The 25,673-nt window shown below is 73.1% G+C and carries 23 protein-coding genes; 12 read left to right on the forward strand and 11 right to left on the reverse strand.

Annotated elements, in window-relative coordinates:
* The first annotated feature begins 50 nt into the window (after positions 1 to 50).
* Together ELX43_RS01445 and ELX43_RS01450 are read left to right on the forward strand one after the other, a co-directional pair.
* Positions 51 to 1,112, forward strand: a complete 1,062-nt coding sequence (locus tag ELX43_RS01445; RefSeq protein ID WP_127781818.1) for an enoyl-CoA hydratase/isomerase family protein — start codon at positions 51 to 53, stop codon at positions 1,110 to 1,112.
* Positions 1,112 to 1,600 carry a thioredoxin domain-containing protein gene (locus tag ELX43_RS01450; protein WP_127781819.1) on the forward strand — a complete coding sequence of 163 codons (489 nt, stop codon included), beginning with the start codon at positions 1,112 to 1,114 and terminating at the stop codon, positions 1,598 to 1,600. Before ELX43_RS01445 ends, ELX43_RS01450 begins: the two co-directional genes overlap by 1 nt.
* Positions 1,601 to 1,604: 4 nt before the next feature.
* Here ELX43_RS01450 and nhaA read toward each other — a convergent pair whose 3' ends face one another.
* From nhaA to ELX43_RS18130, 3 genes are all read right to left on the reverse strand, one after another.
* On the reverse strand, positions 1,605 to 3,014 hold the full coding sequence (gene nhaA / locus ELX43_RS01455) for a Na+/H+ antiporter NhaA (RefSeq protein ID WP_241249583.1): 1,410 nt from the start codon (positions 3,012 to 3,014) through the stop codon (positions 1,605 to 1,607).
* Positions 3,015 to 3,095: 81 nt separating this feature from the next.
* On the reverse strand, positions 3,096 to 3,956 hold the full coding sequence (locus tag ELX43_RS01460; RefSeq protein WP_127781820.1) for an oxygenase MpaB family protein: 861 nt from the start codon (positions 3,954 to 3,956) through the stop codon (positions 3,096 to 3,098).
* On the reverse strand, positions 3,953 to 5,446 hold the full coding sequence (locus tag ELX43_RS18130; RefSeq protein WP_127781821.1) for an NAD(P)/FAD-dependent oxidoreductase: 1,494 nt from the start codon (positions 5,444 to 5,446) through the stop codon (positions 3,953 to 3,955). The genes ELX43_RS01460 and ELX43_RS18130 overlap by 4 nt, the downstream gene beginning before the upstream one ends.
* 135 nt (positions 5,447 to 5,581) lie before the next feature.
* Between ELX43_RS18130 and ELX43_RS01470 the strand changes: the two genes are divergently transcribed.
* The 6 genes from ELX43_RS01470 to ELX43_RS01495 all read left to right on the forward strand — a co-directional run bounded on the left by ELX43_RS01470 (position 5,582) and on the right by ELX43_RS01495 (position 12,813).
* Entirely contained in the window at positions 5,582 to 6,469 is an 888-nt protein-coding gene (locus ELX43_RS01470; protein ID WP_127781822.1) for an alpha/beta hydrolase, read from the forward strand.
* Positions 6,466 to 8,016 carry an aldehyde dehydrogenase family protein gene (locus ELX43_RS01475; protein ID WP_127781823.1) on the forward strand — a complete coding sequence of 517 codons (1,551 nt, stop codon included), beginning with the start codon at positions 6,466 to 6,468 and terminating at the stop codon, positions 8,014 to 8,016. Before ELX43_RS01470 ends, ELX43_RS01475 begins: the two co-directional genes overlap by 4 nt.
* A gap of 69 nt (positions 8,017 to 8,085) precedes the next feature.
* Positions 8,086 to 9,714 carry a GMC family oxidoreductase N-terminal domain-containing protein gene (locus ELX43_RS01480; protein ID WP_241249585.1) on the forward strand — a complete coding sequence of 543 codons (1,629 nt, stop codon included), beginning with the start codon at positions 8,086 to 8,088 and terminating at the stop codon, positions 9,712 to 9,714.
* A gap of 73 nt (positions 9,715 to 9,787) precedes the next feature.
* Complete coding sequence (locus ELX43_RS01485; RefSeq protein WP_127781825.1) at positions 9,788 to 10,450, forward strand: TetR/AcrR family transcriptional regulator; 663 nt, start codon at positions 9,788 to 9,790, stop codon at positions 10,448 to 10,450.
* An 88-nt stretch (positions 10,451 to 10,538) separates the two neighbouring features.
* Entirely contained in the window at positions 10,539 to 12,257 is a 1,719-nt protein-coding gene (locus ELX43_RS01490; protein ID WP_206518069.1) for an acyl-CoA dehydrogenase, read from the forward strand.
* A gap of 82 nt (positions 12,258 to 12,339) precedes the next feature.
* Positions 12,340 to 12,813 carry a hypothetical protein gene (locus ELX43_RS01495; RefSeq protein WP_127781826.1) on the forward strand — a complete coding sequence of 158 codons (474 nt, stop codon included), beginning with the start codon at positions 12,340 to 12,342 and terminating at the stop codon, positions 12,811 to 12,813.
* Positions 12,814 to 12,828: 15 nt separating this feature from the next.
* On the opposite strand, the gene ELX43_RS01500 is transcribed toward ELX43_RS01495, so the two are convergent.
* From ELX43_RS01500 to ELX43_RS01525, 6 genes are all read right to left on the reverse strand, one after another.
* A complete protein-coding gene (locus ELX43_RS01500) occupies positions 12,829 to 13,962 on the reverse strand; it encodes a CaiB/BaiF CoA-transferase family protein (RefSeq protein ID WP_127781827.1) in 1,134 nt (377 codons plus the stop codon).
* Positions 13,963 to 14,058: 96 nt separating this feature from the next.
* Complete coding sequence (locus ELX43_RS01505; RefSeq protein WP_241249587.1) at positions 14,059 to 14,913, reverse strand: metal ABC transporter permease; 855 nt, start codon at positions 14,911 to 14,913, stop codon at positions 14,059 to 14,061.
* Positions 14,910 to 15,779 (reverse strand): metal ABC transporter permease, encoded by an 870-nt coding sequence (locus tag ELX43_RS01510; RefSeq protein ID WP_127781828.1) that lies wholly within the window; start codon positions 15,777 to 15,779, stop codon positions 14,910 to 14,912. Before ELX43_RS01510 ends, ELX43_RS01505 begins: the two co-directional genes overlap by 4 nt.
* The gene (locus tag ELX43_RS01515) at positions 15,779 to 16,645 is read right to left on the reverse strand and encodes a metal ABC transporter ATP-binding protein (protein WP_127781829.1); all 867 of its coding nucleotides are present in this window, start codon (positions 16,643 to 16,645) and stop codon (positions 15,779 to 15,781) included. The genes ELX43_RS01510 and ELX43_RS01515 overlap by 1 nt, the downstream gene beginning before the upstream one ends.
* Positions 16,642 to 17,571, reverse strand: a complete 930-nt coding sequence (locus tag ELX43_RS01520; protein ID WP_127781830.1) for a zinc ABC transporter substrate-binding protein — start codon at positions 17,569 to 17,571, stop codon at positions 16,642 to 16,644. Before ELX43_RS01520 ends, ELX43_RS01515 begins: the two co-directional genes overlap by 4 nt.
* 124 nt (positions 17,572 to 17,695) lie before the next feature.
* On the reverse strand, positions 17,696 to 18,790 hold the full coding sequence (locus tag ELX43_RS01525) for a DUF3533 domain-containing protein (RefSeq protein ID WP_127781831.1): 1,095 nt from the start codon (positions 18,788 to 18,790) through the stop codon (positions 17,696 to 17,698).
* A gap of 264 nt (positions 18,791 to 19,054) precedes the next feature.
* On the opposite strand from ELX43_RS01525, the gene ELX43_RS01530 reads away from it, so the two are divergent.
* On the forward strand, positions 19,055 to 19,885 hold the full coding sequence (locus tag ELX43_RS01530; protein ID WP_127781832.1) for a crotonase/enoyl-CoA hydratase family protein: 831 nt from the start codon (positions 19,055 to 19,057) through the stop codon (positions 19,883 to 19,885).
* Between the two features lie 259 nt (positions 19,886 to 20,144).
* Here ELX43_RS01530 and ELX43_RS01535 read toward each other — a convergent pair whose 3' ends face one another.
* On the reverse strand, positions 20,145 to 20,615 hold the full coding sequence (locus ELX43_RS01535; RefSeq protein ID WP_127781833.1) for a DUF2269 family protein: 471 nt from the start codon (positions 20,613 to 20,615) through the stop codon (positions 20,145 to 20,147).
* Between the two features lie 147 nt (positions 20,616 to 20,762).
* On the opposite strand from ELX43_RS01535, the gene ELX43_RS01540 reads away from it, so the two are divergent.
* Positions 20,763 to 22,481 (forward strand): MDR family MFS transporter, encoded by a 1,719-nt coding sequence (locus tag ELX43_RS01540; RefSeq protein ID WP_127781834.1) that lies wholly within the window; start codon positions 20,763 to 20,765, stop codon positions 22,479 to 22,481.
* Between the two features lie 121 nt (positions 22,482 to 22,602).
* On the opposite strand, the gene ELX43_RS01545 is transcribed toward ELX43_RS01540, so the two are convergent.
* A complete protein-coding gene (locus ELX43_RS01545) occupies positions 22,603 to 23,094 on the reverse strand; it encodes an inorganic diphosphatase (protein ID WP_127781835.1) in 492 nt (163 codons plus the stop codon).
* A 124-nt stretch (positions 23,095 to 23,218) separates the two neighbouring features.
* Here ELX43_RS01545 and dacB point away from each other — a divergent pair, with 124 nt between their 5' ends.
* Together dacB and ELX43_RS01555 are read left to right on the forward strand one after the other, a co-directional pair.
* Positions 23,219 to 24,598 (forward strand): D-alanyl-D-alanine carboxypeptidase/D-alanyl-D-alanine-endopeptidase, encoded by a 1,380-nt coding sequence (gene dacB, locus ELX43_RS01550; RefSeq protein WP_241249601.1) that lies wholly within the window; start codon positions 23,219 to 23,221, stop codon positions 24,596 to 24,598.
* Positions 24,595 to 25,656: a zinc-dependent metalloprotease gene (locus ELX43_RS01555; protein ID WP_127781836.1), complete on the forward strand. Its 1,062-nt coding sequence runs from the start codon at positions 24,595 to 24,597 to the stop codon at positions 25,654 to 25,656. The genes dacB and ELX43_RS01555 overlap by 4 nt, the downstream gene beginning before the upstream one ends.
* Positions 25,657 to 25,673 lie beyond the last annotated feature (17 nt).

Here is a 25,673-nt window from a genome sequence, read left to right on the forward strand (position 1 = left end):
CTCCGCCACAGGTCAGGCACCGCGAGTCGGCCGGTGAAGGGGGTTCGCGCATGGCGTCCCCGCTGCGACGACTCACCCCGCGCGAGCTGGCCGACGGCGCCGCCGAGTGGCCGCCGCTGCTGGACGGCGCTGGCCTCGTCGACCCCCTGGTGGTCGTCGACCTCGACGTGCCCACCGGCGCCGACACCGCCCGCCGGGCCGCCGAGCGGGCCGGCAGCGTCGACCGGCTGCTGGTGGGGGTGCGCACCCGGGGCCAGGTGCCCCCGGAGCTCGCCGTGCTGACCGAGGCCCTGGACACCACGCTGGCCCCGACGGGCGGACGCACCGTCGTGCCCAGCGCTGACCCCGCCGCCGCGCTGACGCTGCTGCAGGCCGCGGTCACCGTCCACCCCCAGCCGGTGCTGGTGCTCGGCCAGGTGCTGCGGACCTCGGAGCACCTCAGCGTGGACGCCGCGCTGGACGTGGAGTCCTACGCGTACTCCACCCTGCTGGGCGGGCCCGACTTCGCCCACTGGCTGGGCGAGCGCGGACCGCGGCCGCTGCCACCACCGGCCGTGCGGCCGCCGCTGCTGGTGCGCCGCGCCGGCGACACCCTGCACCTGACGCTCAACCGGCCCGAGCGGCGCAACGCCTACGGCGCCCAGCTGCGCGACAGCCTGGTGGAGGCGCTGCGCCTGGCCGTGCACGAGGAGACGCTGCAGGTGGTGCTCGACGGGGCCGGGACCTCCTTCTGCGCGGGCGGTGACCTGGACGAGTTCGGCACGACCCCCGGCCCGGGCACGGCGCACCTGGTGCGCACCCGCGGCGGCGCCGGCCGGCTGCTGCACCGGCTGGCCGAGCGAACCACGGTGCACCTGCACGGCAGCTGCATCGGTGCGGGGATCGAGCTGCCGGCCCTGGCCGGGCGGGTGCTCGCCCACCCCGGCACGGTGTTCCGGCTGCCGGAGGTGGGGATGGGGCTGATCCCAGGGGCCGGTGGAACGGCGAGCCTGCCGCGCCGCATCGGCCGGTGGCGAGCCTTCCACCTGTGCGCCACCGGCGTGGCGCTGGACGCCGCGACCGCGCTCGCCTGGGGGCTGGTGGACGCGCTCACCGGCGATACGGTGGGCTGATGAACGGCGAGATCGACCTGTACCGGCACGTCTACGGCAACGTGACCGCCCCGATCACCGTGGTGGAGTACGGCGACTTCGAGTGCCCGTACTGCGGGGCGGCGGCGCCGGTGCTGCGCGAGCTGGTGGACACCTCCGACGGCGCGGTGCGGCTGGTGTTCCGGCACTTCCCGCTGTTCGAGGTGCACCCCTTCGCGCTCACCGCAGCGCTGGCGGCAGAGGCGTCCGGGGAGCACTTCTGGCAGCTGCACGCGCTGCTCTTCACCCACCAGGACCACCTGCGCGACCCGGACCTGCAGAGCCTGGCCGACAAGGTGGGCGCGGGGCCGGTGACGGGGGAGGCCGCGCAGGCGTTCCAGCCCGCAGTGCAGGCCGACTACGCGGCGGGGATCGCCGACGGCGCGCGGGGCACGCCCACGCTGTTCATCAACGGGCGCATCTACACCGGGCGCACCGAGCTGCGGGCGCTGCAGGCCGCGCTGGTCTGAGGGCTCACGACCGGGCGCGGGCGGTGGGATCCACCCACGGCCCGGACGGCAGCGGCGGTGGGCCGTCGGGGTCGCTCACCTCGCACAGCGGCAGCCGCTCACCCAGCACGCGCAGCACCAGCGAGCCCAGCACCGCCGCCACCAGCGACCCGACGAGCACGCCGATCTTCGCCTCCTGGCGCAGCTGCTGGTCGTCGAAGGCCAGCCCGGTGATGAACAGCGAGATGGTGAACCCGATGCCCGCCAGCATCGCTCCACCCACCAGGTGCCCGTAGCGCACCCGCCCGGCCAGGGTGCCCACCCCCATGCGCAGCACCAGCCCGGCGGTCAGCGAGATGCCCACCGCGTTCCCGGCGACCAGGGCCACCACGATTCCGATGGTCACCCCGGACTGCGCGGCGTCGCGCAGCGCGTCCCAGCTGAGCAGCACCCCGGCGTTGGCCAGCGCGAACAGCGGCAGCACCAGGTACGCGCTCACCGGGTGCAGCGCGTCCTGCAGCCGGTGGTTGGCCGAGACGGTCGCCCGGGCGGCGGCGGTGGCCAGTCGCACCCGCCGCGGATCGGCGTTCTCGAGCACCGCCCGCCCGTAGAACGGCAGGTGCTTGCGGGCCTCGGGCCCGACCGCGGCGGCCGGCACGAGCAGGCCGACCAGCACGCCCGCCAGCGTGGGGTGCACGCCCGACTCGTAGACGGCCAGCCACAGCCCGAGCCCCACCAGCAGGTACGGCGTCAGCTGCCACACCTGCGCCTGGCGCAGCACCACCAGCGCCGCCACCAGGGCCGCGGACACCAGCAGCGCCACCACCGAGACGTGGTCGGTGTAGAACACCGCCATCACCACGATGGCGCCGATGTCGTCCACGATGGCCAGGGTGAGCAGGAACAGCCGCAGCTGGTCGGGGCAGCGCGGGCCGAACAGGGCCAGCACCCCCAGCAGGAACGCGGTGTCGGTGGACATGGGGATGCCCCAGCCGGCCGCGGCGGGACCGCTGGGCTCGAAGGCCAGGTAGATCAGCGCCGGCAGCACCAGGCCACCCAGCGCGCCCACGGCGGGTACCACCACCGTGCGGGCGTCGCGCAGCTCGCCGACGGTCAGCTCCCGGCTGATCTCCAGGCCCACCACCAGGAAGAAGAGGGCCATCGCCCCGTCGTTGACCAGGTGCTCCAGGTCCAGCGCCAACGACCACGACCCCACCTGCAGCGACGTCGCGGTGTGCCAGAAGGAGGCGTAGGTGTGGCCGGGGAGGTTGGCCCACACCAGCGCGGCCATGGTGGCGCCGAGCAGCAGCGCCGCGCTGCCCGACTCGCGGGCCATGAAGCGGCGCACCGACTCCGACAGGTAGGGCAGCGGGACGTTCACCCGTGGCGAGGGACCCGGTCGGCCTGGGCGCGGCAGGAGGCTCTCGGTGCTCACCGTCGGTCTCCCTCACCGTCCGTGGCCGTCATCTGCGGTGGTGTTTCGCCGATCCTGCCACCGGGTTGGCCGGGGCTGCGCTCAGGAGTGGCGGCGGATGGCGGCGCGGGCCGCCGGTGACAGCCGCCACGTGGGGGGCAGCAGCCGGAAGGCGACGCGGACGACGGTGCCGAAGCGGCGCAGCCGGCGCTCGTCCTCGGCGCTCCAGTCCCAGCCGAGCTTGCGTCGAGCCACCGGCGGCAGCGTGCCCCGGGTGACCCAGGCCAGCAGCCGGTTGAGCTTGGGCCCGGCCAGCAGCCACACCAGCCGCGGGATGCGCTCGGTGGGCCGCTCCGGCATCCGGTCGTTGAGGGCCCGGGACCGGCGCACCGTCTCCGAGGCCACCAGCACGTCGGTGACCACGTGGTCCCAGTACCGCTGGAAGTCGGCCCAGGTGGCGGGCACGTCCTGCATCGGCATGCCGTACAGGGCGTACCACTGCACCGACTCGGCGTAGAGCTGCTCCTTCTGCGCCTCGGTCAGCGGGTCGCCGAAGTACTCCGCCCACACGTACTGGGTGTAGAGGAACGTGGCGTGCGCCCAGTAGAAGGGCTCCGGCGCCAGGGCGTGGTAGCGCTGCCCCTCGGCGGTCTCGCCCCTGATCTCGGTGTGGAAGCTGCGCACCCGGCGCGCCACCTCCCCGGTGGGGTCGTACAGCGCCCCGACGATGGGCGCCGACGAGCGGGCCAGCCGCGCGGTCTCGTTGTCGAAGACGTCCGAGTGCTGCACCAGCGCGGTGTCGATCACCGGGTGCATCGCCTGCAGCGCACCGGCCCACAGGGTGAGCAGGGTGGTGCGCCAGTCGCCGAAGCGGTACCAAGTCATCGACTCCGGGCCGAGCGGGCGCGGCTCGGTGCTGGTGGCCGCCACGTCCGTCGCCGCCACGTTCGACACCGCGCTCATGCCACGGCCACCGGGGCGTCGACGCTGACGTGGCGGTAGCTGTCGGCGTCGAAGACCTCCGTGCGGTCGCGGTACTCCGCCACCCGGCCCGGCCAGTTCGCCGTCACCCGGCCGCTGGGGTTGCGGTACCAGCTGTCGCACAGCGTCCACACTCCGCCCTGCACCCGGCCCTGGATCTCCGCGTCGAAGCGCTCCTCCACCTCCGGGCGCACGTCCAGGTAGCCCGGTCCGCCCACCTCCAGCCGGCGCATGGCCTGGCGCAGGTAGCGGGCCTGGCACTCCTGCATGTAGACGATGGAGCCGGCGCCCAGGTTGGTGTTGGGCCCGTACATCAGGAACAGGTTGGGAAAGCCCGGCACGGTCATGCCCAGGTAGGCCCGCGCGCCGTCGCGCCAGTGCTCGCTCAGCTGCTGGCCGTCCAGCCCGGTGATGGTCATCGGGGCGAGGAACTCGGTGGCGGTGAACCCGGTGCCGTAGATGATGGTGTCCACCTCGTGCTCGGCGCCGTCGGCGGTGCGCACCCCCCGCGGGGTGATCTCGGTGATGGCGTCGGTGACCACCTCCACGTTGCGCTGGGTGAGCGCGGGCAGGTAGTTGCTGGAGAACAGCACCCGCTTGCAGCCCACCGGGTAGCCCGGCGTCAGCTTGGCCCGCAGCGTCTTGTCCCGCACCGTCATGCGCAGGTGGGTCAGGCAGGTCTGGCGGATGGCTGCACCCAGGGCGGGCACGGTGGTGAAGCCCAGGGTCATCGCCTCGGCCAGCGCCCACACCGTGCCCCGGCCGAGCAGCTGGGTGGTGGGCAGCCGGCGGAAGGCGGCGTGGTGCGCCCGCGTGTAGGTGCGGTCCGGTCGCGGCAGGACGAACGGCGCCGAGCGCTGGAACAGGCTCAGGTGCGACACGCGGGGCTGGATCTGCGGCACGAGCTGGACGGCGCTGGCGCCGGTGCCAATCACCGCCACCCGATCGCCGGTGAGGTCGCGGCTGTGGTCCCAGCGGGCGGAGTGGAAGGAGTGCCCGGTGAAGGTGTCGATCCCGGGGATGCGGGGCATGGCGGGACGGGAGAGCTGGCCGACGGCGGGGACCAGCACGTCGGCGGAGAAGGTCTCCCCGGTGCTGGTGTGCACCCGCCACTGCCCGGCCGCCGCGTCGAACTCCGCGCTGGTCACCTCCACCCCGAAGTGGGTGCGCTCGCGCACGCCGTGCTTGGTGGCGGTGCGCTGCAGGTAGGCCAGGATGTCCGGCTGCAGCGAGAACCGCTTGGGCCACTCGGGATTGGGGTCGTAGGAGAAGGAGTACAGCGGGGAGGGGATGTCGCAGCCGGCGCCGGGATAGGTGTTCTCCCGCCACACCCCGCCCACGTCGTCGGCCTTCTCCAGGACGGTGTAGTCGTAGCCGGCCGTGCCGATCTCGATGGCCGCCGCGATCCCCCCGAAGCCGGTGCCGATTATCAGCGCGGTGGGCTTTCGGTAGGTCGGCTGTCGCTGGTTCATGCAGTCCTCCTGCGGCGCGCACCCACGGCTCTTCGGCGCCATGCTTGACATCAATCGAGGCAGTGGTGTCGACTAACATGACATCGACATCATCCGCTGTCAACAGTGCGTGATGTCAACATTTGGGAGGACGCGATGGGGCGCACCGACGCGCTGCCGAACGGCACCAGCTACCACCGGGCGGGCCACGGCCCACCGATCGTGCTGATCCACGGCATCGGCAGCCGCTGGCAGGTGTTCGAGCCGATCATCGACGCCCTGGCTGCCGAGCACGAGGTGCTCGCCCTGGACCTGCCCGGCTTCGGAGCCACCCCCGCGGTGGCCGGGGTCGCCTCCACCGTGGATGGCTACGCCGCGTGGGTCGCCCAGCTGCTCGACGAGCTCGGCATCACCCGTCCGCACGTGGTGGGCAGCTCGATGGGTGGCGGCATCGCCATGGAGCTCGGCCGGCGCGGGGTGGCCGGCCAGGTCACCGCCTTTGCGCCGGTCGGGTACTGGACCGGCCCCGGCCGGGTGTGGTGCCAGTCGGTGGTCACCACCATGCGGGTGGTGGGCCGGGCGCTGCGTCCGGTGATCACCCCCGCCGCGCAGATCGCCGCCGGCCGCGCCGCGCTCTTCGGACCGTTCTTCGGCCGCCCGTGGCAGGTCTCGCCGGAGGCCGCCGTGGGTGACCTCGACGGGCTCATCGGCGCCACCCGCTTCACCGAGGCCCGCAAGGGCTTCGCCACCTACGACCTCACGCGTCACCCGCGCCCGGCCGGCGGGCTCGCCGACATCCCGGTGACGGTGGCCTGGGGCACCAGGGACGCGGTGCTGCTGCCGCGCCAGGCCGAGGTGGCCCGGGCGCTGCTGCCGCAGGCCCGGCACGTCACCCTGCGCGGGTGCGGTCACCTGCCCTTCTCCGACGACCCGTCGCTGTGCGCCGACGTGGTGCTCGCCCCGGCCGAGGCGTTCGCCTCACCAGCGCTGCCCTCACCTGCACCAACCAGCACCACCCGATTCGACGATGGAGATGTGGCATGAGCACCGTCAGCGAGCCCACCCAGACGAGCCCCGCCCAGGACAGCCCTGCCCAGGACAGCACCGAGCAGGCCCCCGCGTTCGTGGAGTCCCTCAACCCCGCCACCGACGCCAGCGTGGCCCGCTTCGCCGTGGACGGGCCGGCCGCCGTGGACGCCGCGGTCGCCCGCGCACACGAGGCGGCGCCGTGGTGGCAGGAGCAGGGCTTCGCCGGGCGGCGCCGGCACCTGCTGCGCTGGGCGTCGTGGATGGCGGCGCACCGCGACGAGGCGGTGGACCTGCTGCACCGGGAGAACGGCAAGCCCCGCCCCGACGCCACCATCGAGCTGCTGATGACGCTGGAGCACCTGGACTGGGCGGCCAAGCACGCCGCCAAGGTGCTGGCCGACCAGAGCCACCGCCCGGGGCTGCTGCTGGCGAACTTCTCCGCCACCACCTCCTTCGTGCCCTACGGCGTGGTCGGGGTGATCGGGCCGTGGAACTACCCCATGTACACCCCGTCCGGCTCCATCGCGCTGGCCCTGGCGGCGGGCAACACCGTGGTGTTCAAGCCCAGCGAGCACACCCCCGCGGTGGGCGACTGGTACGTCAAGGCCTTCGCCGCGGCCAACCCCGACGCCCCCGAGGGGGTGCTGTCAGTGGTGCACGGCTTCGGTCCCACCGGAGCGGCACTGGCAGCGTCGGCGGTGAACAAGGTGGCCTTCACCGGCTCCACCGCCACCGGCCGCCGGGTGATGATGGCCGCGGCCCAGAACCTCACCCCGGTGGTGATGGAGCTGGGCGGCAAGGACGCCGCGCTGGTGGCCGCCGACGCCGACGTGCCCGCCGCCGCCGACGCCATCGCCTGGGGCGCCATGGGCAACAGCGGGCAGACCTGCGTCGGCGTGGAGCGGGTGTACGTGCACCGCTCGGTGCGTGACCAGCTGGTGGCCGAGCTGCAGAAGGCCCTGGCGCAGGTGCGCCCGGGCTCCGAGGACGGCGCCAGCTACGGGCCGATGACCATGCCCGCGCAGGTGGACGTGGTCCGCAGCCACGTCGCCGACGCCCTCGAGCGAGGCGGCACGGCCGTGGTGGGTGGGCTGGACTCCGTCGGCGAGCGCTACATCTCCCCGGTGGTCATCCTGGACGCCCCTGAGGACAGCCTCGCGGTGCGGGAGGAGACCTTCGGCCCCACGCTCACCGTCACCACGGTGGACGACATGGACGAGGCGGTGCGCCTGGCCAACGACTCCCAGTACGGGCTGGGTGGGGCGGTGTTCTCCCAGGCGCGCGGCGCCGAGCTGGCCCGGCGCCTGGACACCGGCGTGGTGTCGGTGAACTCGGTGATCGGCTTTGCCGGCATCCCGTCGCTGCCGCTGGGCGGCACCGGGGCCAGCGGCTTCGGGCGGATCCACGGTCCCGAGGGTCTGCGCGAGTTCTCCCGCACCAAGGGCATTGCTTCCCAGCGCTTTCCGCTGCCCGGGGTGAAGCTGCTGAGCTTCGGGCGGGCCAAGGCCATCACCGCGCTGCTGCCTCGCGTCATCGGGCTGCGCCACGTGCGCCGCTCCTGAGCTCGCCCGTCCTGCCCCGCTGCGTCCTGCCCTGGCCCGACCCGTTCGCCGACCATGAGGAGCTCGTCCGTGTCCGACACCTTTGACTACGTCGTGGTGGGCTCGGGGTCGGCTGGCGCCGTCGTCGCCGCCCGGCTCAGCGAGGACCCCGCCACCTCGGTGCTGCTGCTGGAGGCGGGCCCGCGGGACAACGTCACCGCGGTGAGCATCCCTGCGGCCTTCCCCCAGCTGTTCCGCACCGAGCGCGACTGGGACTACTGGACCGAGCCGCAGCCGGGCCTGGCCGGGCGCCGGCTGTACTGGCCGCGCGGGAAGATGCTCGGCGGCAGCTCGTCGATGAACGCCATGATGTGGGTGCGCGGCTTCGCCGCCGACTACGACGGCTGGGCGGAGCAGGCCGGACCGGGCTGGTCCTACGAGTCGGTGCGCGGCTACTTCGAGCGCATCGAGGACGTGAACAACCTGCCGGGCGAGGGCCACGGCGTGGGTGGGCCGATGCCCGTCAGCACGCAGCGCTCCACCAACCCGCTGACCACCGCCTTCCTGCTCGCCGCGGGCGAGGCGGGCCACCGGGTGGACGACCGGGCCAACCGGGACATCCCGGAGGGCTTCACCGCCACCGAGGTCACCCAGCGCCGCGGGCAGCGCTGCAGCACCGCCGTGGCCTACCTCAAGCCGGCCCGCAGCCGCCCCAACCTCACGGTGCGCACCGGCGCGCACGTCACCCGGGTGAACCTCACCGGCCGGCGCGCCACCGGCGTCACCTACGTGCTCGACGGCGTGCACCGCCGCGCGCAGGTGCGCCGCGAGGTGGTGCTCTCCGGTGGGTCGATCAACACCCCGCAGCTGCTCATGCTCTCCGGCATCGGCCCAGCCGAGCACCTGCGCTCGCACGGCATCGAGGTGGTGCGCGACGCCGCCGAGGTGGGCCAGAACCTGGCCGACCACCTGTGCGCGGCCCTGGTGGTCGGCTCGCAGGGGCCGGAGTCGATGTTCACCGCCACCGAGGCCAAGCACCTGCTGACCTACTTCACCCGGCGCCGCGGGATGCTCACCTCCAACGTCGGCGAGGCCTACGGCTTCGTCCGCAGCCGCCCCGAGCTGGCGCTGCCCGACCTGGAGATGCTCTTCGCCCCAGCCCCGTTCGTCGGGCAGGGCCTCACCGAGCCCACCGCGCACGGGATGACCGTCGGCCCGATCCTGCTGAGCCCGCACAGCCGGGGCGAGATCACCCTGGCCTCGGCCGACCCGTTCGCCGCCGCCAAGATCGACCCGCGCTACCTGTCCGACCCCGAGGGGCTGGACCGGCAGGCGCTGCTCACCGGGCTGGGCCTGGCCGAGGAGCTGCTGAGCATGCCCGCCCTGGCCCGGCACTGCACCGGCGAGTACCTGCAGCCCCCCGGCGGTGACCCCGCGGAGCGGCTGGTGACTGCTGCGGAGCGCTACACCCAGACGCTGTATCACCCGGTGGGCACGTGCCGGATGGGCAGCGACGAGCAGTCGGTGGTCGATCCCGAGCTGCGGGTGCGCGGCATCGACGGCCTGCGGGTGGCCGACGCCTCGGTGATGCCGGAGATCATCCGCGGCCACACCAACGCGCCGGCCATCATGATCGGGGAGCGGGCCGCGGACCTGCTGCGTGGCCGGGTGAGCACGCCGAGCGCCACCACCCCGGCCACCGCGACCGTCTCGGCGTGACCTCGCCGACACCCCCACCGCCACGGCTGCTGGGACCGCCGGCCGGACCAGGTGCCGGTGGGAGGATGGGCTGATGGACTCGGTGCGGGAGGCGGCGGTGGAACCCGGCCCCAAGCGGCCGTGGCGCGGGCAGCAGCCCGAGCAGCGCCAGGCGGAGCGCCGCGCCAAGCTGCTCGAGGCCGGCCTGCAGATCCTGGGCACCGAGGGCGCGGCCGCGGTGACCATGCGTGGGGTGTGCCGCGAGGCCGAGCTCACCGAGCGCTACTTCTACGAGAGCTTCCGCAACCGTGAGCAGCTGCTGGTGGCGGTGCTGGACATGGTGGCGCTGCGGGCCCGGGACGCGGTGCTGCAGACGCTGTCGGCGGGAGCGAGCAACCGGGCCGAGCTGATCCGCGAGCTGGTGCGGGTGTTCACCCGCTACGTCCGCGACGACCCCCGGCGGGCCCGGGTGATGTTCGTGGAGTCGCTGGCCGCCCCGGAGCTGATCCGTCGTGGCGCGGAGCTGGTCAGCGAGTTCACCGCCCCCATCGCCGCGGTGGCGGCCAGCTTCGGCACCGAGCGCGGCCGGGTGGACGAGCTGGACGTGGAGCTGGACGCGCTGGCCACCTTCGGGGCGGTGGCCTACCTCTACCAGCGGTGGCTGCGCGACGGCTTCACCATCTCCACCGAGCGCATGGTGGAGCACGTCTCGCTGGTGGTGGAGCAGCTCGCCGGCGTCAGCTCCACCGGCTTCTGACCCGGCACCCCGCGGCCGGCAGCAGCGAAGTTACCGGCGGGTAACCTCGGGTCGTCCCCACCCCGGACGACCACTGAGGAAGGCCCCCGTGAGCGAGCTGCTGTTCAACCCGAGCACCTACGACCCGACGCACCTGGACGTCGAGTCCCGGCGCCTGCTGCGGGCCACCATCGACTGGTTCGAGGCGCGGGGCAAGGACCAGCTGATCGCCGACGACCTCAGCGGCGTCTGGTACACGGAGTTCCTGGACTTCGTGCGGCGGGAGAAGCTCTTCGCCACCTTCCAGACCCCGGCCGCCGAGGCCGACGGGCACCCGGACAAGCGCTGGGACGCCACCCGCAACGCCGCCCTCAGCGAGGTGCTGGGCTTCTACGGCCTGCAGTACTGGTACGCCTGGCAGGTCACCGTCCTCGGCCTCGGCCCCATCTGGATGAGCGAGAACGCCGACGCCCGCCGCCGGGCCGCCGCCCTGCTCGACGACGGCGCGGTGTTCGCCTTCGGGCTGTCGGAGAAGTCCCACGGCGCCGACGTCTACTCCACCGACATGGTGCTCACCCCTCAGCCCGACGGGGGCTTCACCGCCAGTGGCGAGAAGTACTACATCGGCAACGGCAACGTCGCCGGGATGGTGTCGGTGTTCGGCCGTCGCGCCGACGTCGAGGGCCCCGACGGCTACGTGTTCTTCGCGGTGGACAGCCAGCACCCCGCCTTCCACCTGGTCAAGAACGTGGTCCCGTCCCAGATGTTCGTCAGCGCCTTCGAGCTGCGCGACTACCCGGTGCGCGAGGTCGACGTGCTGCACACCGGGCCGGAGGCCTTCAGCGCGGCGCTGAACACCGTCAACGTCGGCAAGTTCAACCTCTGCACCGCCTCCATCGGCATCAGCGAGCACGCCTTCTACGAGGCGATCACGCACGCGCACAACCGCGTCCTCTACGGCCACCCGGTCACCGACTTCCCGCACGTGCGGGCCGGCTTCGTCGACGCCTACGCCCGCACCGTGGCCATGAAGCTGTTCAGCGACCGCGCCGTGGACTACTTCCGCACCGCCACCCCCGAGGACCGCCGCTACCTGCTGTTCAACCCGATCACCAAGATGAAGGTGACCAGCGAGGGCGAGCGGGTGATCGACCTGCTGTGGGACGTCATCGCGGCCAAGGGCTTCGAGAAGGACACCTACTTCAGGATGGCCACCCGCGACATCCGCGCGCTGCCCAAGCTGGAGGGCACCGTGCAGGTGAACCTGGCGCTGGTGCTGAAGTTCATGCCCAGCTACCTGCGCAACCCGCAGGACTACCCGCCGGTGCCGCAGCGCCACGACGCCGGTGACGACGCGTTCTTCTTCCGCCAGGGTCCCGCCAGGGGGCTGGGCAAGGTCACCTTCCACGACTGGCGCACCGCCTACCAGGGCTTTGCCGAGGTGCCCAACGTCGCGGTGTTCACCGAGCAGGCCGACGGCCTGGTCCGCTTCCTGACCGAGTGCGCCCCGGACGCCGAGCAGGCCAAGGACCTGGACTTCCAGCTGGTGGTGGGCCAGCTGTTCACCCTGGTGGTCTACGGCCAGCTGGTGCTGGAGCAGGCCGAGCTGGCCGGCCTGGACCGCGACGTGCTGGACCAGGTCTTCGACGTGCTGGTGCGCGACTTCTCCGCCTGCGCGGTGCAGCTGCACGGCAAGGCGTCGTCCACGGAGGCGCAGCAGCGCTGGGCGCTGGCGCACGTGCGCAAGCCCGCCACCGACACCGCCCGCTTCGACCGCGTGTGGCAGCAGGTGGCCGCCCTCTCCGGCACCTACGAGATGAACGAGTAGCTGATCAACGGCTAGCCCTGCGCGGGCGCCGGTCCGGCGGTACGGTCACGCCACTGAGTCGGACCGGCGTTGGGGGACAGCCATGATCGGCGGAGTCAAGCAGGTCGACAACGAGACCATCGCCGAGGTGCTGCGCATCCGCGGGGGTGTCGACCAGTCCGCCCGAGAACCTCAGGACCCCGGCAGCGGCCCGCACCCGTGGCTGGCGCTGCTGGACGGCTTCGCCCACCAGGACGTGATCGACGCGGTGTGGATGCACTACAGCCACGAGTCCCGCGCGGTGTGGCCGGCCGACGTCATCGCCCGGGTGGAGGCGCTGGCCGCCGAGCGGGTGCAGGCGGCGGAGTCGCTCAAGGACCTGGCGCTGCAGGAGCGCTCGGACTGGACCGACGAGCAGCGCGCGGCCTGGATGGTGGTGTGGGACGAGGCGCTGGGCCGCGGGGAGTCGGTGGAGAACGCGGTGGCGCTGGCCGACGAGGCGGCCCCGGACGTGGTGGGTGAGGAGCAGGCCGAGAGCGAGGTGTCGGCCGACCGCGCCGGCTCCGAGAGCGCCTGACGCCGACCTGCCTGGCTAGCCCTCGGCCACCGCGCCGGAGCTCAGCAGCACCTGCACCTGCTCCTCGGACAAGCCGCTGCCCAGCAGCACCGCACGGGTGTCGGCGCCGACCACCGGCTGCGGTGTCGGGGTGTCCAGCGAGGTGGCGGAAAATCGCGGGGCCGGCGAGGGCTGGGTGATGCCGTCGGCGGTGAAGAAGGTGTTGCGGGCCACGTTGTGCGGGTGCTGCGGGGCCTCGGCCATCGACAGCACCGGCACCACGCAGGCGTCGCTGCCGGCGAAGACCTCCTCCCAGTGCGCGCGGGGCTGCGCGGCGAAGGCCGCGGTGAGCCGGGCCCGCAGCTCGGGCCAGCCGGCGCGGTCGTGCTGCGGGGCGGGCAGCTCGCCCAGGCCGAGGCGGGCAACCAGCTCGGCGAAGAACTGCGGCTCGATCGGCCCCACCGACACGTGCTCGCCGTCGGCGGTCTCGTAGACGTCGTAGAACGGGCTGCCGGTGTCCAGCAGGTTGGTCCCGCGCGGGCCCCACGCGCCGCGGGAGTGCCCGCCCATGATGGGCGCCAGCAGCAGCGCCGAGCCGTCCACCATGGCCGCGTCCACCACCTGCCCCTCGCCCCCGCGGGCCACCGCCAGCAGCGCGGCCAGCACGCCGGTGGCCAGCAGCATCGCGCCACCGCCGTAGTCGCCCACCAGGTTCAGCGGCGGCACCGGGGCCTGTCCGGCGCGGCCGATGGCCGACAGCGCGCCGGACAGCGAGATGTAGCTGATGTCGTGCCCGGCGGTGTGGGCGAGCGGGCCGTCCTGGCCCCAGCCGGTCATCCGGCCGAACACCAGCCTGGGGTTGCGGACCAGGCACTCCTGCGGCCCCAGGCCCAGGCGCTCCATCACCCCGGGCCGAAAGCCCTCGATCAGCGCGTCCGCGCTCTCCACCAGCCGCAGCACCGTGGCCGGGCCGTCCGGGTGCTTGAGGTCGACCGCGACGGAGCGCCGACCGCGCCCGGTCACCTCCTCGTCGGTGGGTCGGCTACCCGCTGCGCTGGCACGGTGCAGGCAGATGACGTCGGCGCCCAGGTCGGCCAGCACCATCCCGGCGAACGGGGCCGGGCCGATGCCCGCCATCTCGAGCACGGTGTAGCCGGACAGTGGTCCCACGGGGGGCTCCTCAGGTCGACCGGTGCGCCAGGTGGACGCCGTGCGCCGATCCTGGCAGCGGGAGCCGGGTGTGTCCGGCCTGCTCCCGCCTGACGGTCAGGCCCGCGCGGCCCGGCCGGAGCCCCGCAGGAAGCTCAGGGCGTAACTGGCGGTGGCCAGGGCCAGGATGCTGAAGCTCGGCGGCAGCGACGGGAAGGCGTAGCTGAGCACCAGCCCGCCCACCATGGAGCCCACCGCGATGACCGGGGCCAGCGCCAGCGCCACCCACGGCCGGTCGGTGAGCCGCAGGGCCGCGCCGGCCGGGGCCGCGAGCAGACCCAGCAGCAGCAGCGCCCCCACGGCCTGGGTGGCCTCGGCGGCGGTCAGGCCCACCACCACCAGGAAGCCCACGCCCAGCGCTCGCACCGGCACCCGTCGCGCCGCGGCCACCGCGGGATCGAGGCTGGCGAACAGCAGGGGGCGGGCGATGAGCAGGGTGAGCACCAGCAGCCCCCCGGCCACCCCGGCCGCGGTCCACGCGCTGGCGGCGCTGAGGCCGAAGATCGACCCGAACAGCACGCTCACCCCGGCGGCCCCGCCCACCGCGGAGCGCTCGCTGGCGGTGTAGAGGGACAGGGCCAGCACGCCGATGCCCAGGATCCAGGCGAACACCGTGCCGGTGACCACGTCGTCGGCTCGGCCGCGGTTGCCCAGCACGCCGAGCAGCGCACCCACCGCGACGGTGGCCACCACCAGGCCCAGCCGCAGGTCCACCCCGAGCGCCAGGGCCAGCGCCGCCCCGGTGAAGGCCACGTGGCTGAGGGCGTCGCCGGTGAAGACCTGGTTGCGCAGCACCATGAAGAACCCGACCACTCCGGACAGCGCGGCGATGGGGATGCCGGCCAGCAGCGCGTGCCGCACGAACGGCTGGGCCAGCATGCCGCCCTCGGCGGCCAGCACGGTGGCGCTCACCGGTCGTCCCCGGCGAGGGCGCCCCGCGCCCAGGTGCCGCCGGCGACCAGCAGGTACCCGGCGAAAGCGATGGAGGTGATGAAGAAGCCGATGGGGTAGTCCAGGTAGTACGCGACGAACAGCGAGGCCCAGGTGGTGAGCACCCCGATCAGCACGGCCAGGCCGGCGCTGACCACCGGGCGAGCGGTGATCAGCTGGGCGGTGGCGGCGGGCGCCACCAGCAGCGCGAACACCAGCAGGCTGCCGGTGATCTGGGCGGCCGCGCCCGCGGCCACGCCGAGCAGGACCAGGAAGCCCGCGCCCAGGGCCCGCACCGGCACCCCGCGCGCGGCGGCCACGTCCGGGTCGACCGAGGCGAACAGCAGCGGCCGGGCGATGGCGGCGAGGATGGCCACCGCCACCACGGCGATCACGGCCAGCACCTGCACCTGCGCCGCGGTGATGCCCAGGAAGCTGCCGAACAGCAGGTTGTTCACCCCGCCCAGCTGGCCGCCGTGCAGGCTGAGGAAGAGGAAGCCGCAGGCCAGCGCGAAGGCCTGCACGGTGCCGGTGACCGCGGACTCCTCGCTGTAGCCGCCGGAGCGCGAGCCCGGGATGGCGGCGATCACCAGGGCCGCCGCCACGGCGAAGGTGAGCAGGCCGTAGGTGGCGCTGACACCCAGCAGCACCGCGCCCGCGGCACCGGGGAACCCCACCACGGCCAGGGTGTGGCCGGCGAAGCTCTGCCGGCGCAGCACCATGAACCAGCCGACCAGCCCGGCCAGCACCGCGACGATGGTGCCGGCGCGGAAGGCGTTGACCATGAACGGGAACTGGAACATCTGGCGGACGTCCTCCACCAGGTTCCAGGTGAGCACCGGCTGCATCAGTGGCGGTGTCCGGCCGGGTCGGAGTGCCGCGGCGCGTGCAGCGACGGCGCCTGGGGCTCACCCACCACCACCAGCCCACCGTCGGAGGTGGTCAGCACCTCCACCTGGGTGCCGTACAGCCGGGTGAGGGTGTCGCTGGTGATCACCTCGTGGGCGGGGCCGGCGGCGGCGCCGTGCTGAGCGAGGTACACCACCTGGTCGAGGTAGCTCAGGATCGGGTTGACGTCGTGGGCGACCATCACCACCGCCACGTCGTGCTCGTGGCAGATGCGGGAGATCAGGGCCGCCACCGACGCCTGGTTGGGCAGGTCGAGGGAGTCCAGCGGCTCGTCCAGCAGCAGCAGCCGGGGGCGCGAGACCAGTGCCTGGGCGATGAGCAGGCGCTGCTGCTCACCACCGGACAGCCGGCCGATGGGGCGGTCGGCGTAGTCCTGCGCCCCCACCATCTCCACCACGTGGCGCACCCGCTCCTCCGCGGCGCGCGCGGCGGCGCTGAAGCGGCGGCGACCCGGCAGCGGGAAGCCCCACCGGCTGCCGTCCAGGCCCAGGCGCACCACGTCGGTGCCGCGCACCCGTAGGCTGCGGTCGAAGCTGCGCCGCTGCGGGAGGTAGCCGATCTGCCGGTTCGCCCCGGGCGGGGACTGGCCGAGCACGCTGACCTCGCCGGCGGACAGGCGGACCTGCCCGAGCGCGGCCTTGACCAGGGTGGACTTGCCGACGCCGTTGGGGCCCAGCACCGCGACGAACTCCCCGGCGGCGACGGTGACGTCCAGGCCGTCCCACAGCGTGGTGGCGCCGCGGCGCACCGCAGCGCCGCGCAGCTGCAGCACCGGGTCCGCAGTGGCAGTGGCGCCGCTCGTCATCGTGCGCTGCTGGCCGACAGCGCGTCGCGCAGCGCCACGAGCTGGTCGGTCTGCCACTGCTGCCAGCTCTGCGTGCCCGCGGGCGGGGTCTCGGTGACGGTGGTGACCGGGATGCCCTGGGCGCGGGCGGCGTCCACCTGCTGCTGCACGTCGGGGGAGGCGTTCTGGGCGTTGTAGACGTAGGCCTTGATGGCGCCGCTGCGGATCTGCTGGTCCGCGGTGGTCTTGTCCGCCACCGTCGGCTCGTCGCCGTGGCTCACCGCGCTGAGGAAGCCGGGCGGGGTGACGAGGTCGAGGCCGAGGGAGGGCACGAGCATCTCCAGGACGCTCTCCGAGCCACCCACCGGGGTGCCGCCGAAGGTGGTGCGGATCTCGGTGGCCACCTTGTCGTACTCCGCCATCGCGGTGGTGCTGAAGGCCTGCAGCTGGGTGTCGAAGTAGCCGGCCTGGTCGGGGCTGATCTTCTTGTAGGCGGCGGTGATGCTCTCCGCGACCTTGGCCACGTCGGCGGGGTTGTACCAGCGGTGCGGGTTGGCATCGTCGGGCAGCGCCAGCACCGAGCCCACGTTGAGGTTGGCCCGGTTGGGGGCGGGGTTGGCTGCGGCCAGGTCGTCGGCCCAGCCGTCGTAGCCGAGTCCGTTGACCACGGTCAGGTCGGCGGTGGCGATGGCGCGGGCGTCGGAGGCGGTGGCCTCGTAGTCGTGCGGGTCGGCGCCGGGGGAGCTGACGATGCTGTGCACGTCCACCTTGTCGCCACCGAGCTGGTCGGCCAGCAGGCCCCAGAAGTTCTCCGCGGCCACCACGGTGATCGTCTTGCCGGGCTCGCTGCCGGAGGCGCCCGGGGTGGAGGGGCTGGTGGCGCACCCGGTGAGGACCAGCACGGTCCCGACGAGGGCGGCGCACGCGGCCCGGTGGATCTTTCGCACGGTTTGCTCCTGCACTGGCGGCACGTCGACACCAGGTGTCTGAGACACCTGCCTTATTGGTGATGACAACGATACCCGATAAGGATCTGTTCCCGGCGCCTGGCAAGCCGTCCTCGCCACGCCCTCAGATCGTGACGGTGGCGCCGGTGGCCGCGGTGGTGTCGCTCGGCGACTGCTTCCGTCGTGCGCGGCGATCGAAGTACGTCGCGGCCACCATCGCCCCCACCACGCCGACCACGGCGTAGCCGAAGAGCACCCCCAGCGGTTGCGCCATCTCGGTTCCGTGGAAGTAGGCGATGTTGCGGACGCCGCTGGTGGCGGCGCCGGGCGTGAGCCACGGGCCGATCGCGGCCCAGAACGGGGGGATCAGCTGGGTGCCGTAGGCGCCGCCGGCGCTGGGGTTGCCCAGCACCACGAACAGCCCGATGACCAGCCCGATGCCCACGAAGTCCAGCGCCGCCTCGAGGAAGAGGGTGAAGGCGAAGGTGGCGAAGACCACCAGGGCGCCGAGCGCAGCCAGTGACCAGAAGTGCCCGGAGTACACACCGAGCACCGGCTCCACGATGATGGCGGTGCCGATGCCCGACAGCACGGCGTAGCCGACGGCGACGAGCAGCCGCCGCGCTGCCGTCCGAGGGGCGCGGGAGCTGCCGGCGACCAGCTCCATCACGGTGGCCAGCAGGTAACCGCCCACCACCCAGCCGACGGCGATGTAGAAGTCGGAGAGGCCGCGGTTGTCCCCGGAGCTGATGGGCACCAGGTCGTCCACGGTGACGGTGCGCTGCTGGGCGGCGGCGAACTGCGTCACCACGGTCTCCACGGCGTCGGCCACCGAGGTGCTGGCGGCGCTGGCCACGAGCAGGGTGTCCCTGCCGTCCGGCCCCAGGACCAGTGCCGACTCCACGTCGCGGTTGGCCACCATCGAGCGGGCCTGCTCCACGCTGGTGGTGGTGCTCGGGCTCAGCGGGTGCCCGGGCAGCGACCCCAGCGCCGCGACGGTCTGCTCCGCCGCCGGAGCCGGGCCCACCACGGCGATGTCCACGTCCCGCGGTGCTGGGTCGTGGAACGCACCCACGTAGCTGAGGATGAAGCCGAGCTGCAGGATCAGCACGCCCAGCACCACCAGGCCGCCGAGGACGATCGCCGTGCGCCCGGTGTCCCGGGTCGGTGCCAGCTCGAGCTCGGCCGTCGCCGAGCGGTCGCCGTGGTCAGTCGCCATGTCGGTCTCCCCCGCCTCGCCACCGCTCGCCCGGGGCGCTCGCTCGAGGGTGTTGCACTCACCAGAACGCAGGGGCTCTGCACCAAACGTACAAGCCAGTGCGGTGGGCGACCCGGCGCAAGCCGGGCCGCGACGCGTCACCCAACGGTGCTGCGTTGTGCCGCAACCAAGGTCGCCCCAACCGGTGGGGCGGGCGGGAAGGACGGTGCTGGGTGGACGCTCGCCGGTGGACGTGGGGCTCCGTGCCCCCAATACAGTGTCCGCATGACTGAGAGCGCCTGGAAGTCCGTAACCGTCGACCGCACCGGGAGCGTCGCGCAGGTGACCCTGGTCGGGCCGGGCAAGCACAACGCGATGGGCCCGGACTTCTGGGCCGAGATGCCGCAGGTGTTCGCCGAGCTCGACGCCGACCCCGAGGTGCGCGCCGTGGTGGTCGCCGGCTCCGGGCGCAACTTCTCCTACGGGCTCGACCTGGCAGCGATGGGGGAGACGCTCGGCCCGGTGATGAGCGGGGAGAACCTGCTCGCCGGCCCGCGCACCGCGCTCTACGACGACATCAAGAAGATGCAGAAGGCGCTGAACGCCGTCGCCGACTGCCGCAAGCCGGTGATCGCCGCCGTGCAGGGCCGCTGCATCGGGGGCGGCGTCGACCTCATCGCCGCCTGCGACGTCCGCTACGCCAGCGCCGACGCGTCCTTCAGCATCCGCGAGGTGAAGGTGGCCATCGTGGCCGACATGGGCAGCCTGCAGCGGCTGCCAGCGATCATCGGCGACGGCCACCTGCGCGAGCTGGCGCTGACCGGTCGCGACATCGACGCCGCCCGCGCCGAGCGCATCGGCCTGGTCAACGACGTGCTCCCTGACGCCGAGGCCGTGCTCGCCGCCGCGCACGCCACCGCCAAGGAGATCGCGGGAAACCCGCCGCTGGTGGTGCACGGCATCAAGGACGTGCTGGACCAGGAGCGCGCCGCCCGGGTCGCCTCGGGGCTGCGCTACGTGGCCGCGTGGAACTCCGCGTTCCTCGCCTCGGAGGACCTCGGCGAGGCGATCCAGGCCGTCTTCGCCCAGCGCGCGCCCGAGTTCAAGGGCAAGTAGGGGCGTCTGCAAGTACGCCCTACCTGCCCCCGCGGGGTCTGCAACCGCTACCAACCGCCGTCCCGGCTCGAGCTGGGGCGGCGGTTGGGCGTTGGTGGGCGAGCTGGACGTGGACGTGGTGCTGATGGACCTGCAGTTCGCCGCCGCGACTGCCCGCGGGCTCATCCGCCGGTAGGTGCATCTGCAAGTACCACCAAGCGCGCCCCGCACCGTCTGCAGCTGCTACCAACCCGCCCCGGCCCGGGACGAGCGGGGGGCGTCAGCCGGGCTTGACCACCATCAGCACCACGATGGCGACGAGCAGCAGCGAGACGATCCCCGAGCTCATCGCGATGCGGCCGTAGTCCGGGCTGCCGCCACGCGGTGCCGTGGCCTCGCTGCCGGCGGTGGCTGCCACGCCCGCGGGCTGCAGGGTGTCGGCGGCCTTCTGCAGCGCCGGAACCACCATCACCAGGCTGAGCACCAGGGCGATCACGTAGAGGATGATCGAGATGAGGATCCACGGAGTGGTGAACGAGAGGTCGTAGTCGACCACCGACACCAGCCCGAACCCGAAGATGACCACCAGCACCGAGGCCAGCGTCATGATGTTGGTCGACTGCGCCAGCGACCGCACCTGCGCGGCATCTCCGTTGCGGACCGCGCGCAGCGCGGTGTGCGGCAGGATCGCCATGGGGCCGACGATGAAGACGCCGGTGACGACGTGCAGGACGTTCAGGACATCTTCCATGGGCTCAGCCTAGAGCGCGCCTGCCCGCGGCCCCAACGGTCGGCGTGTCTGCCCACCTAGGACACCTGACCACCTTGCACGGTCGCCGATCCGCACGCACCCTTGCGTCGGACAGCTGCTGTAGTCCGCGGTCCCGGAAGGGGATCCATGCCCACCACCCAGGCGACACCGGCGGCGTCCGGACCGGGCTCGCCGGAGACCGGGGTCTTCACCCACCGTCAGATCCTCACCATCCTGTCCGGCCTGGTGCTGGGCATGTTCCTGGCCGCGCTGGACCAGACCATCGTCTCCACCGCGGTGCGCACCATCGCCGACGACCTGCAGGGCTACTCGGTGCTGGCCTGGGTCACCACCGCCTACCTCGTCACGTCCACCATCACGACGCCGCTGTACGGCAAGCTCTCCGACCTGCACGGGCGCAAGCCCTTCTTCATGCTGGCCATCACGATCTTCGTGGTGGGGTCGATGCTCTGCGGCATCGCCACGTCGATGTACGAGCTGGCCGCCTTCCGCGCGGTGCAGGGAGTGGGTGCCGGCGGGCTGATGTCCATGGCCCTGGCCATCATCGGCGACATCGTGCCGCCGCGGGAGCGGGCGCGGTACCAGGGGTACTTCCTGGCCGTGTTCGCCACCGCCAGCGTGCTCGGCCCGGTGCTCGGCGGGGTGCTGGCCGGGCAGCCGTCGCTGCTCGGCGTCACCGGCTGGCGCTGGGTGTTCTACCTCAACGTGCCGCTGGGCGTGCTGGCTCTGCTGGTGGTGTGGCGGGTGCTCAACCTGCCGGTGCACCACCGCGAGGCCAAGGTCGACTGGTGGGGAGCGACGCTGCTGAGCGTCGGGGTGGTTCCGCTGCTGGTGGTCGCCGAGCAGGGCCGCACCTGGGGCTGGTCGTCCCCGGCTGCGCTGTGCTGCTACGTGGTGGGGGTGCTGGGGGTGGCTGCCTTCGTGCTGGCCGAGGTCCGGATGGGCGACGAGGCGCTGATCCCCCTGCGCTTCTTCCGCAACCGGCTGTTCTCGCTGTGCATCGCCGTCAGCGTGATCGCCGGAGCGGGGATGTTCGGCGGGATCTCGCTCATCCCGCAGTACCTGCAGGTGGTCAAGGGCTCCTCGCCCACGCTGGCCGGCTACCAGGTGCTGCCGATGGTCGGCGCCATGATGCTCGCCTCCATCGTCTCCGGGCAGCTGATCTCGCGGACCGGGCGCTACAAGATCTTCCCGCTGGTGGGCACGGCACTGATGAGCGCGGGCATGTTCGCCCTGCACCTCGTGCGCGCGGACACCCCGCTCTGGCTGACCATGACCATGATGGCCACCTTCGGACTGGGACTGGGCTGCATGATGCAACCGCTGACGCTGGCGATCCAGAACGCCATGCCGCCCAGGGACATGGGGGTGTCCACCTCGGCGGCCACCTTCTTCCGCCAGATCGGCGCGACGCTGGGGGTCGCGGTGTTCCTGTCCCTGCTGTTCTCCCAGCTCACGCCCGCGACGTCGGCAGCGCTGACCACCGCCTCGACCGACCCCGGCTTCCGCAGCGTGGTGCAGGCGGCGGCGCAGGGCGCGGACCCCGCACAGGCACACCTCGCCCAGGGCATGGCGGCCGGTGACCCCGCGGTGGCCGGGGCGGCCCTGGTGGACACCTCGTTCATCCAGCGCCTCGACCCGGTGCTGGCCGAACCGTTCAAGGTCGGCTTCTCGGCTGCGATGGACCACGTGTTCCTGGCCGTCAGCGCGCTGATGATCGTCGGCTTCGTGCTGGTCTGGTTCGTCAAGGAGGTGCCGCTGCGCACCATGTCCGGCCTCGCCGCCCAGCAGGCCGAGCGGGACGCGGCCGCCGCGGCGCCGCAGAGCGGGAGCAGCACCGCCTGAGCAGGCACCAGGCTCCAGCAAGCCCCAGGCACGCCGAAGGGGCTGGGCAGCCGGTGATCGGCGTGCCCAGCCCCTCGACGGGCGGTGCGGCGGGCGTGGAGCCGCGCCGGCTCAGTGCCGGCTAGTGCCCCGGGTTGTCCTTCTGGCGCTGGAACGACGCCGCGATCTCCTTCTCGGCGTCGGCCCGACCGACCCAGTCGGCCCCCTCGACGCTCTTGCCCGGCTCCAGGTCCTTGTAGACCTCGAAGAAGTGCTTGATCTCCAGGCGGTAGAAGCTCGACACGTCGTCGATGTCCTGCATGTAGGAGAACCGCGGGTCGGTGGCGGGGACGCAGAGCACCTTGTCGTCGCCGCCGGCCTCGTCGGTCATCCGGAACATGGCGACCGCGCGGCAGCGGATCAGGCAGCCGGGGAACGTGGGCTCCGGCAGCAGGACGAGGGCGTCCAGCGGGTCGCCGTCCTCGCCGAGGGTGTCGTCGATGAACCCGTAGTCAGCCGGGTACTGGGTGGCCGTGAAGAGCGTGCGGTCCAACCGGATCCGCCCGGACTCGTGGTCCATCTCGTACTTGTTGCGCTGACCCTTGGGGATCTCAATGGTGACGTCGAATTCCACGCGCCCTCGCTTAGTGAGTGGGTTGACTGGGATGTGACTTCTCGACGCTAGTCTGACGTACCAGGGTCGCCGAACGGTGAAGCAGGTCGGCAAACGGCGCGGCCCAGGTGTGAGAGGTGGGTTCGTGCGGCGTAGACGGGCGCTCCGGCAAGCCGCCGGACTGGTCCTCGTGGTGCTGGTGGTGGTGATCGCCGTCCTGGTGGTCGTGCGCACCTCCGACCGGGACTCCAGCACGGCTTCGGCGGCGGGCACCAGTGCCCCGCCGGCGCCGGTCCAGGTCAGCCCGCAGATCAAGCCTGCGTCCTCCGACGCCCCGATCCCCACCCCAGCCGGGCTGGCCGCCACGCTCGCCCCGCTGGTCACCGATCCCTCGCTGGGCACGCTGACCGGGCGGGTGGACGACGCCGAGACCGGCGCCGTGCTGTGGCAGTCCAGCCCCGACGTGCCGCAGCTGCCCGCCTCCACCTCCAAGGTGCTGACCGTGGCCGGCGCGCTGCTGGCGCTGGGCCCGGACCACACCGTGCAGACCCGGGTGATGAGCTCTGCGGTGCCCGGCCAGGTGGTGCTGGTGGGCGGCGGTGACGTCACCCTCACCGCAGCCCCGGTGGGCACCCAGGGGTACTACCCGCAGGCGGCGCACCTGGACGACCTGGTCAACCAGGTGCGCGCCAAGGGCATCCAGGTGTCCTCGGTGGTGGTGGACACCAGCGCGTACGCCGGCCCGCCGCTGGCCACCGGCTGGATCGGCGCCGACGTCGGCGAGGGCTACATCGCGCCGATGGAGCCGCTGATGCTGGAGGGGGGCCGGCTCGACCCGAGCAAGGAGGAGTCGCCGCGCTCGGCGACCCCCGCCCTGGACACCGCCCGGGTCTTCGCCCAGCGGCTGGGCGTGCCCGCGCAGGCGGTGACCGCCGGGGTGGCCGCACCCGGGGCACAGGAGCTGGCCGTGGTCAGCTCGGCGCCGCTGCGGATCCGCATCCAGCAGCTCACCGAGCGGTCCGACAACGTGGTCGCCGAGGCGCTGGGCCGGGAGGTCGCCGCCGCCAAGGGCCAGCCCCAGTCCTTCGTGGGGGCGGCATCGGCCGTGGCCACGACGCTGTCCGAGGTGGGCGTCAACACCAACAGCCTGATCATGCAGGACACCAGTGGCCTCTCCATCCTCAACCGTGCGCCGGCGCGGGTGCTGGCCGACGTGGTGCGGATGGCCGCGGGCAACGGCCCGCACGCGGACGCGCTGCGCCCGATCCTCGCCTCCCTGCCCGTGGCCGGGGTGAGCGGCACGCTGACCGACCGCTACGGCGGCCCCGTCGCCAAGGCCGGCGCCGGGTGGGTGCGGGCCAAGACGGGCACACTGACGGGGGTGAACTCCCTCGCTGGAACCGTCACCGACGTCGACGGCCGGGTGCTGACCTTCGCCCTGATCGCCAACGGCGCGGCCACCGCGGACACCCGCCCCGCCCTCGACGCCATCGCGGCCACCCTGCGGACCTGCGGCTGCCGATGACTGCCCAGGCCCCGGTGGTGGACTGGCGGCTCGCGGGCCGCACGGCCCAGCGGCTGGTCCGCCCCGGCCCGGTCGTCAGCCCCCAGCAGGCCACCGAGGTCGTCGCGGAGCTGCACGACGCCGCCGGCCGTGCCGAGCTCCCGGTGCGTGCGGTCACCGGCCTGGCCGACGGCGTGCCCGTGCCCGCCGCCCAGGTCCTGGACCGGCCGCGCTGGGCCGCCGCGGCCGCCACCTCGATGGGCGCGCTGACCGGTACCGCCGTGCGTCCGGGCGGCCCGGGCCCCGGGTTGTCCGGACGCACCGCGGGCCTGCAGGTGGGGGTGGTGCTGTCGTACCTGGCCTCGGCCGTGCTCGGCCAGTACGACCCGTTCGCCCCGGCCACCGGCACCGACGACGACTCGGCCGGCGGCGGCTCCCTGCTCCTGGTGGCGCCCAACGTGGTGGCCACCGAGCGCGCCCTGCAGGTCGACCCCGCCGACTTCCGGCTGTGGGTGTGCCTGCACGAGGTGACCCACCGGGTCCAGTTCACCGCCACCCCGTGGCTGGTGGACCACATGGCCGCCACCGTCACCACCCTGACCACGGGCCTGGACGCACCACTGGGCGAGCTGGCCGGCCGGCTCAGCGGAGTGCTGCGCTCGGTGGCGCGGGAGGGCACCGGCCCGGACGGGGTGGTGGGGCTGCTCGGCGCGCTGCAGGCGCCACCCCAGCGGGAGGCCCTGCAGAAGCTGATGGCCCTGGGCACCCTGCTGGAGGGCCACGCCGACCACGTGATGGACGCCGTCGGGCCCGCGGTGGTGCCCTCGGTGCGCCACATCCGTGCTGGCTTCGACCGGCGTCGCGCCCGCCCGGCCAACCCGGTGCAGCGGGTGCTCCGCGCGCTGCTCGGCATCGACGCCAAGATCGCCCAGTACGAGCGGGGCAAGGTCTTCGTCGAGCACGTGGTGGGCCGCGAGGGCATGGCCGGGTTCAACCAGGTGTGGTCCAGCGCCGCCGCACTGCCGGTGGACGCCGAGATCACCGACCCGCAGCGCTGGATCAACCGGGTGCTGGCGTGAGCGGGCCGGACCCGGCC

Source organism: Rhodococcus sp. X156 (assembly GCF_004006015.1).
Classification (GTDB): Bacteria; Actinomycetota; Actinomycetes; order Mycobacteriales; family Mycobacteriaceae; genus X156.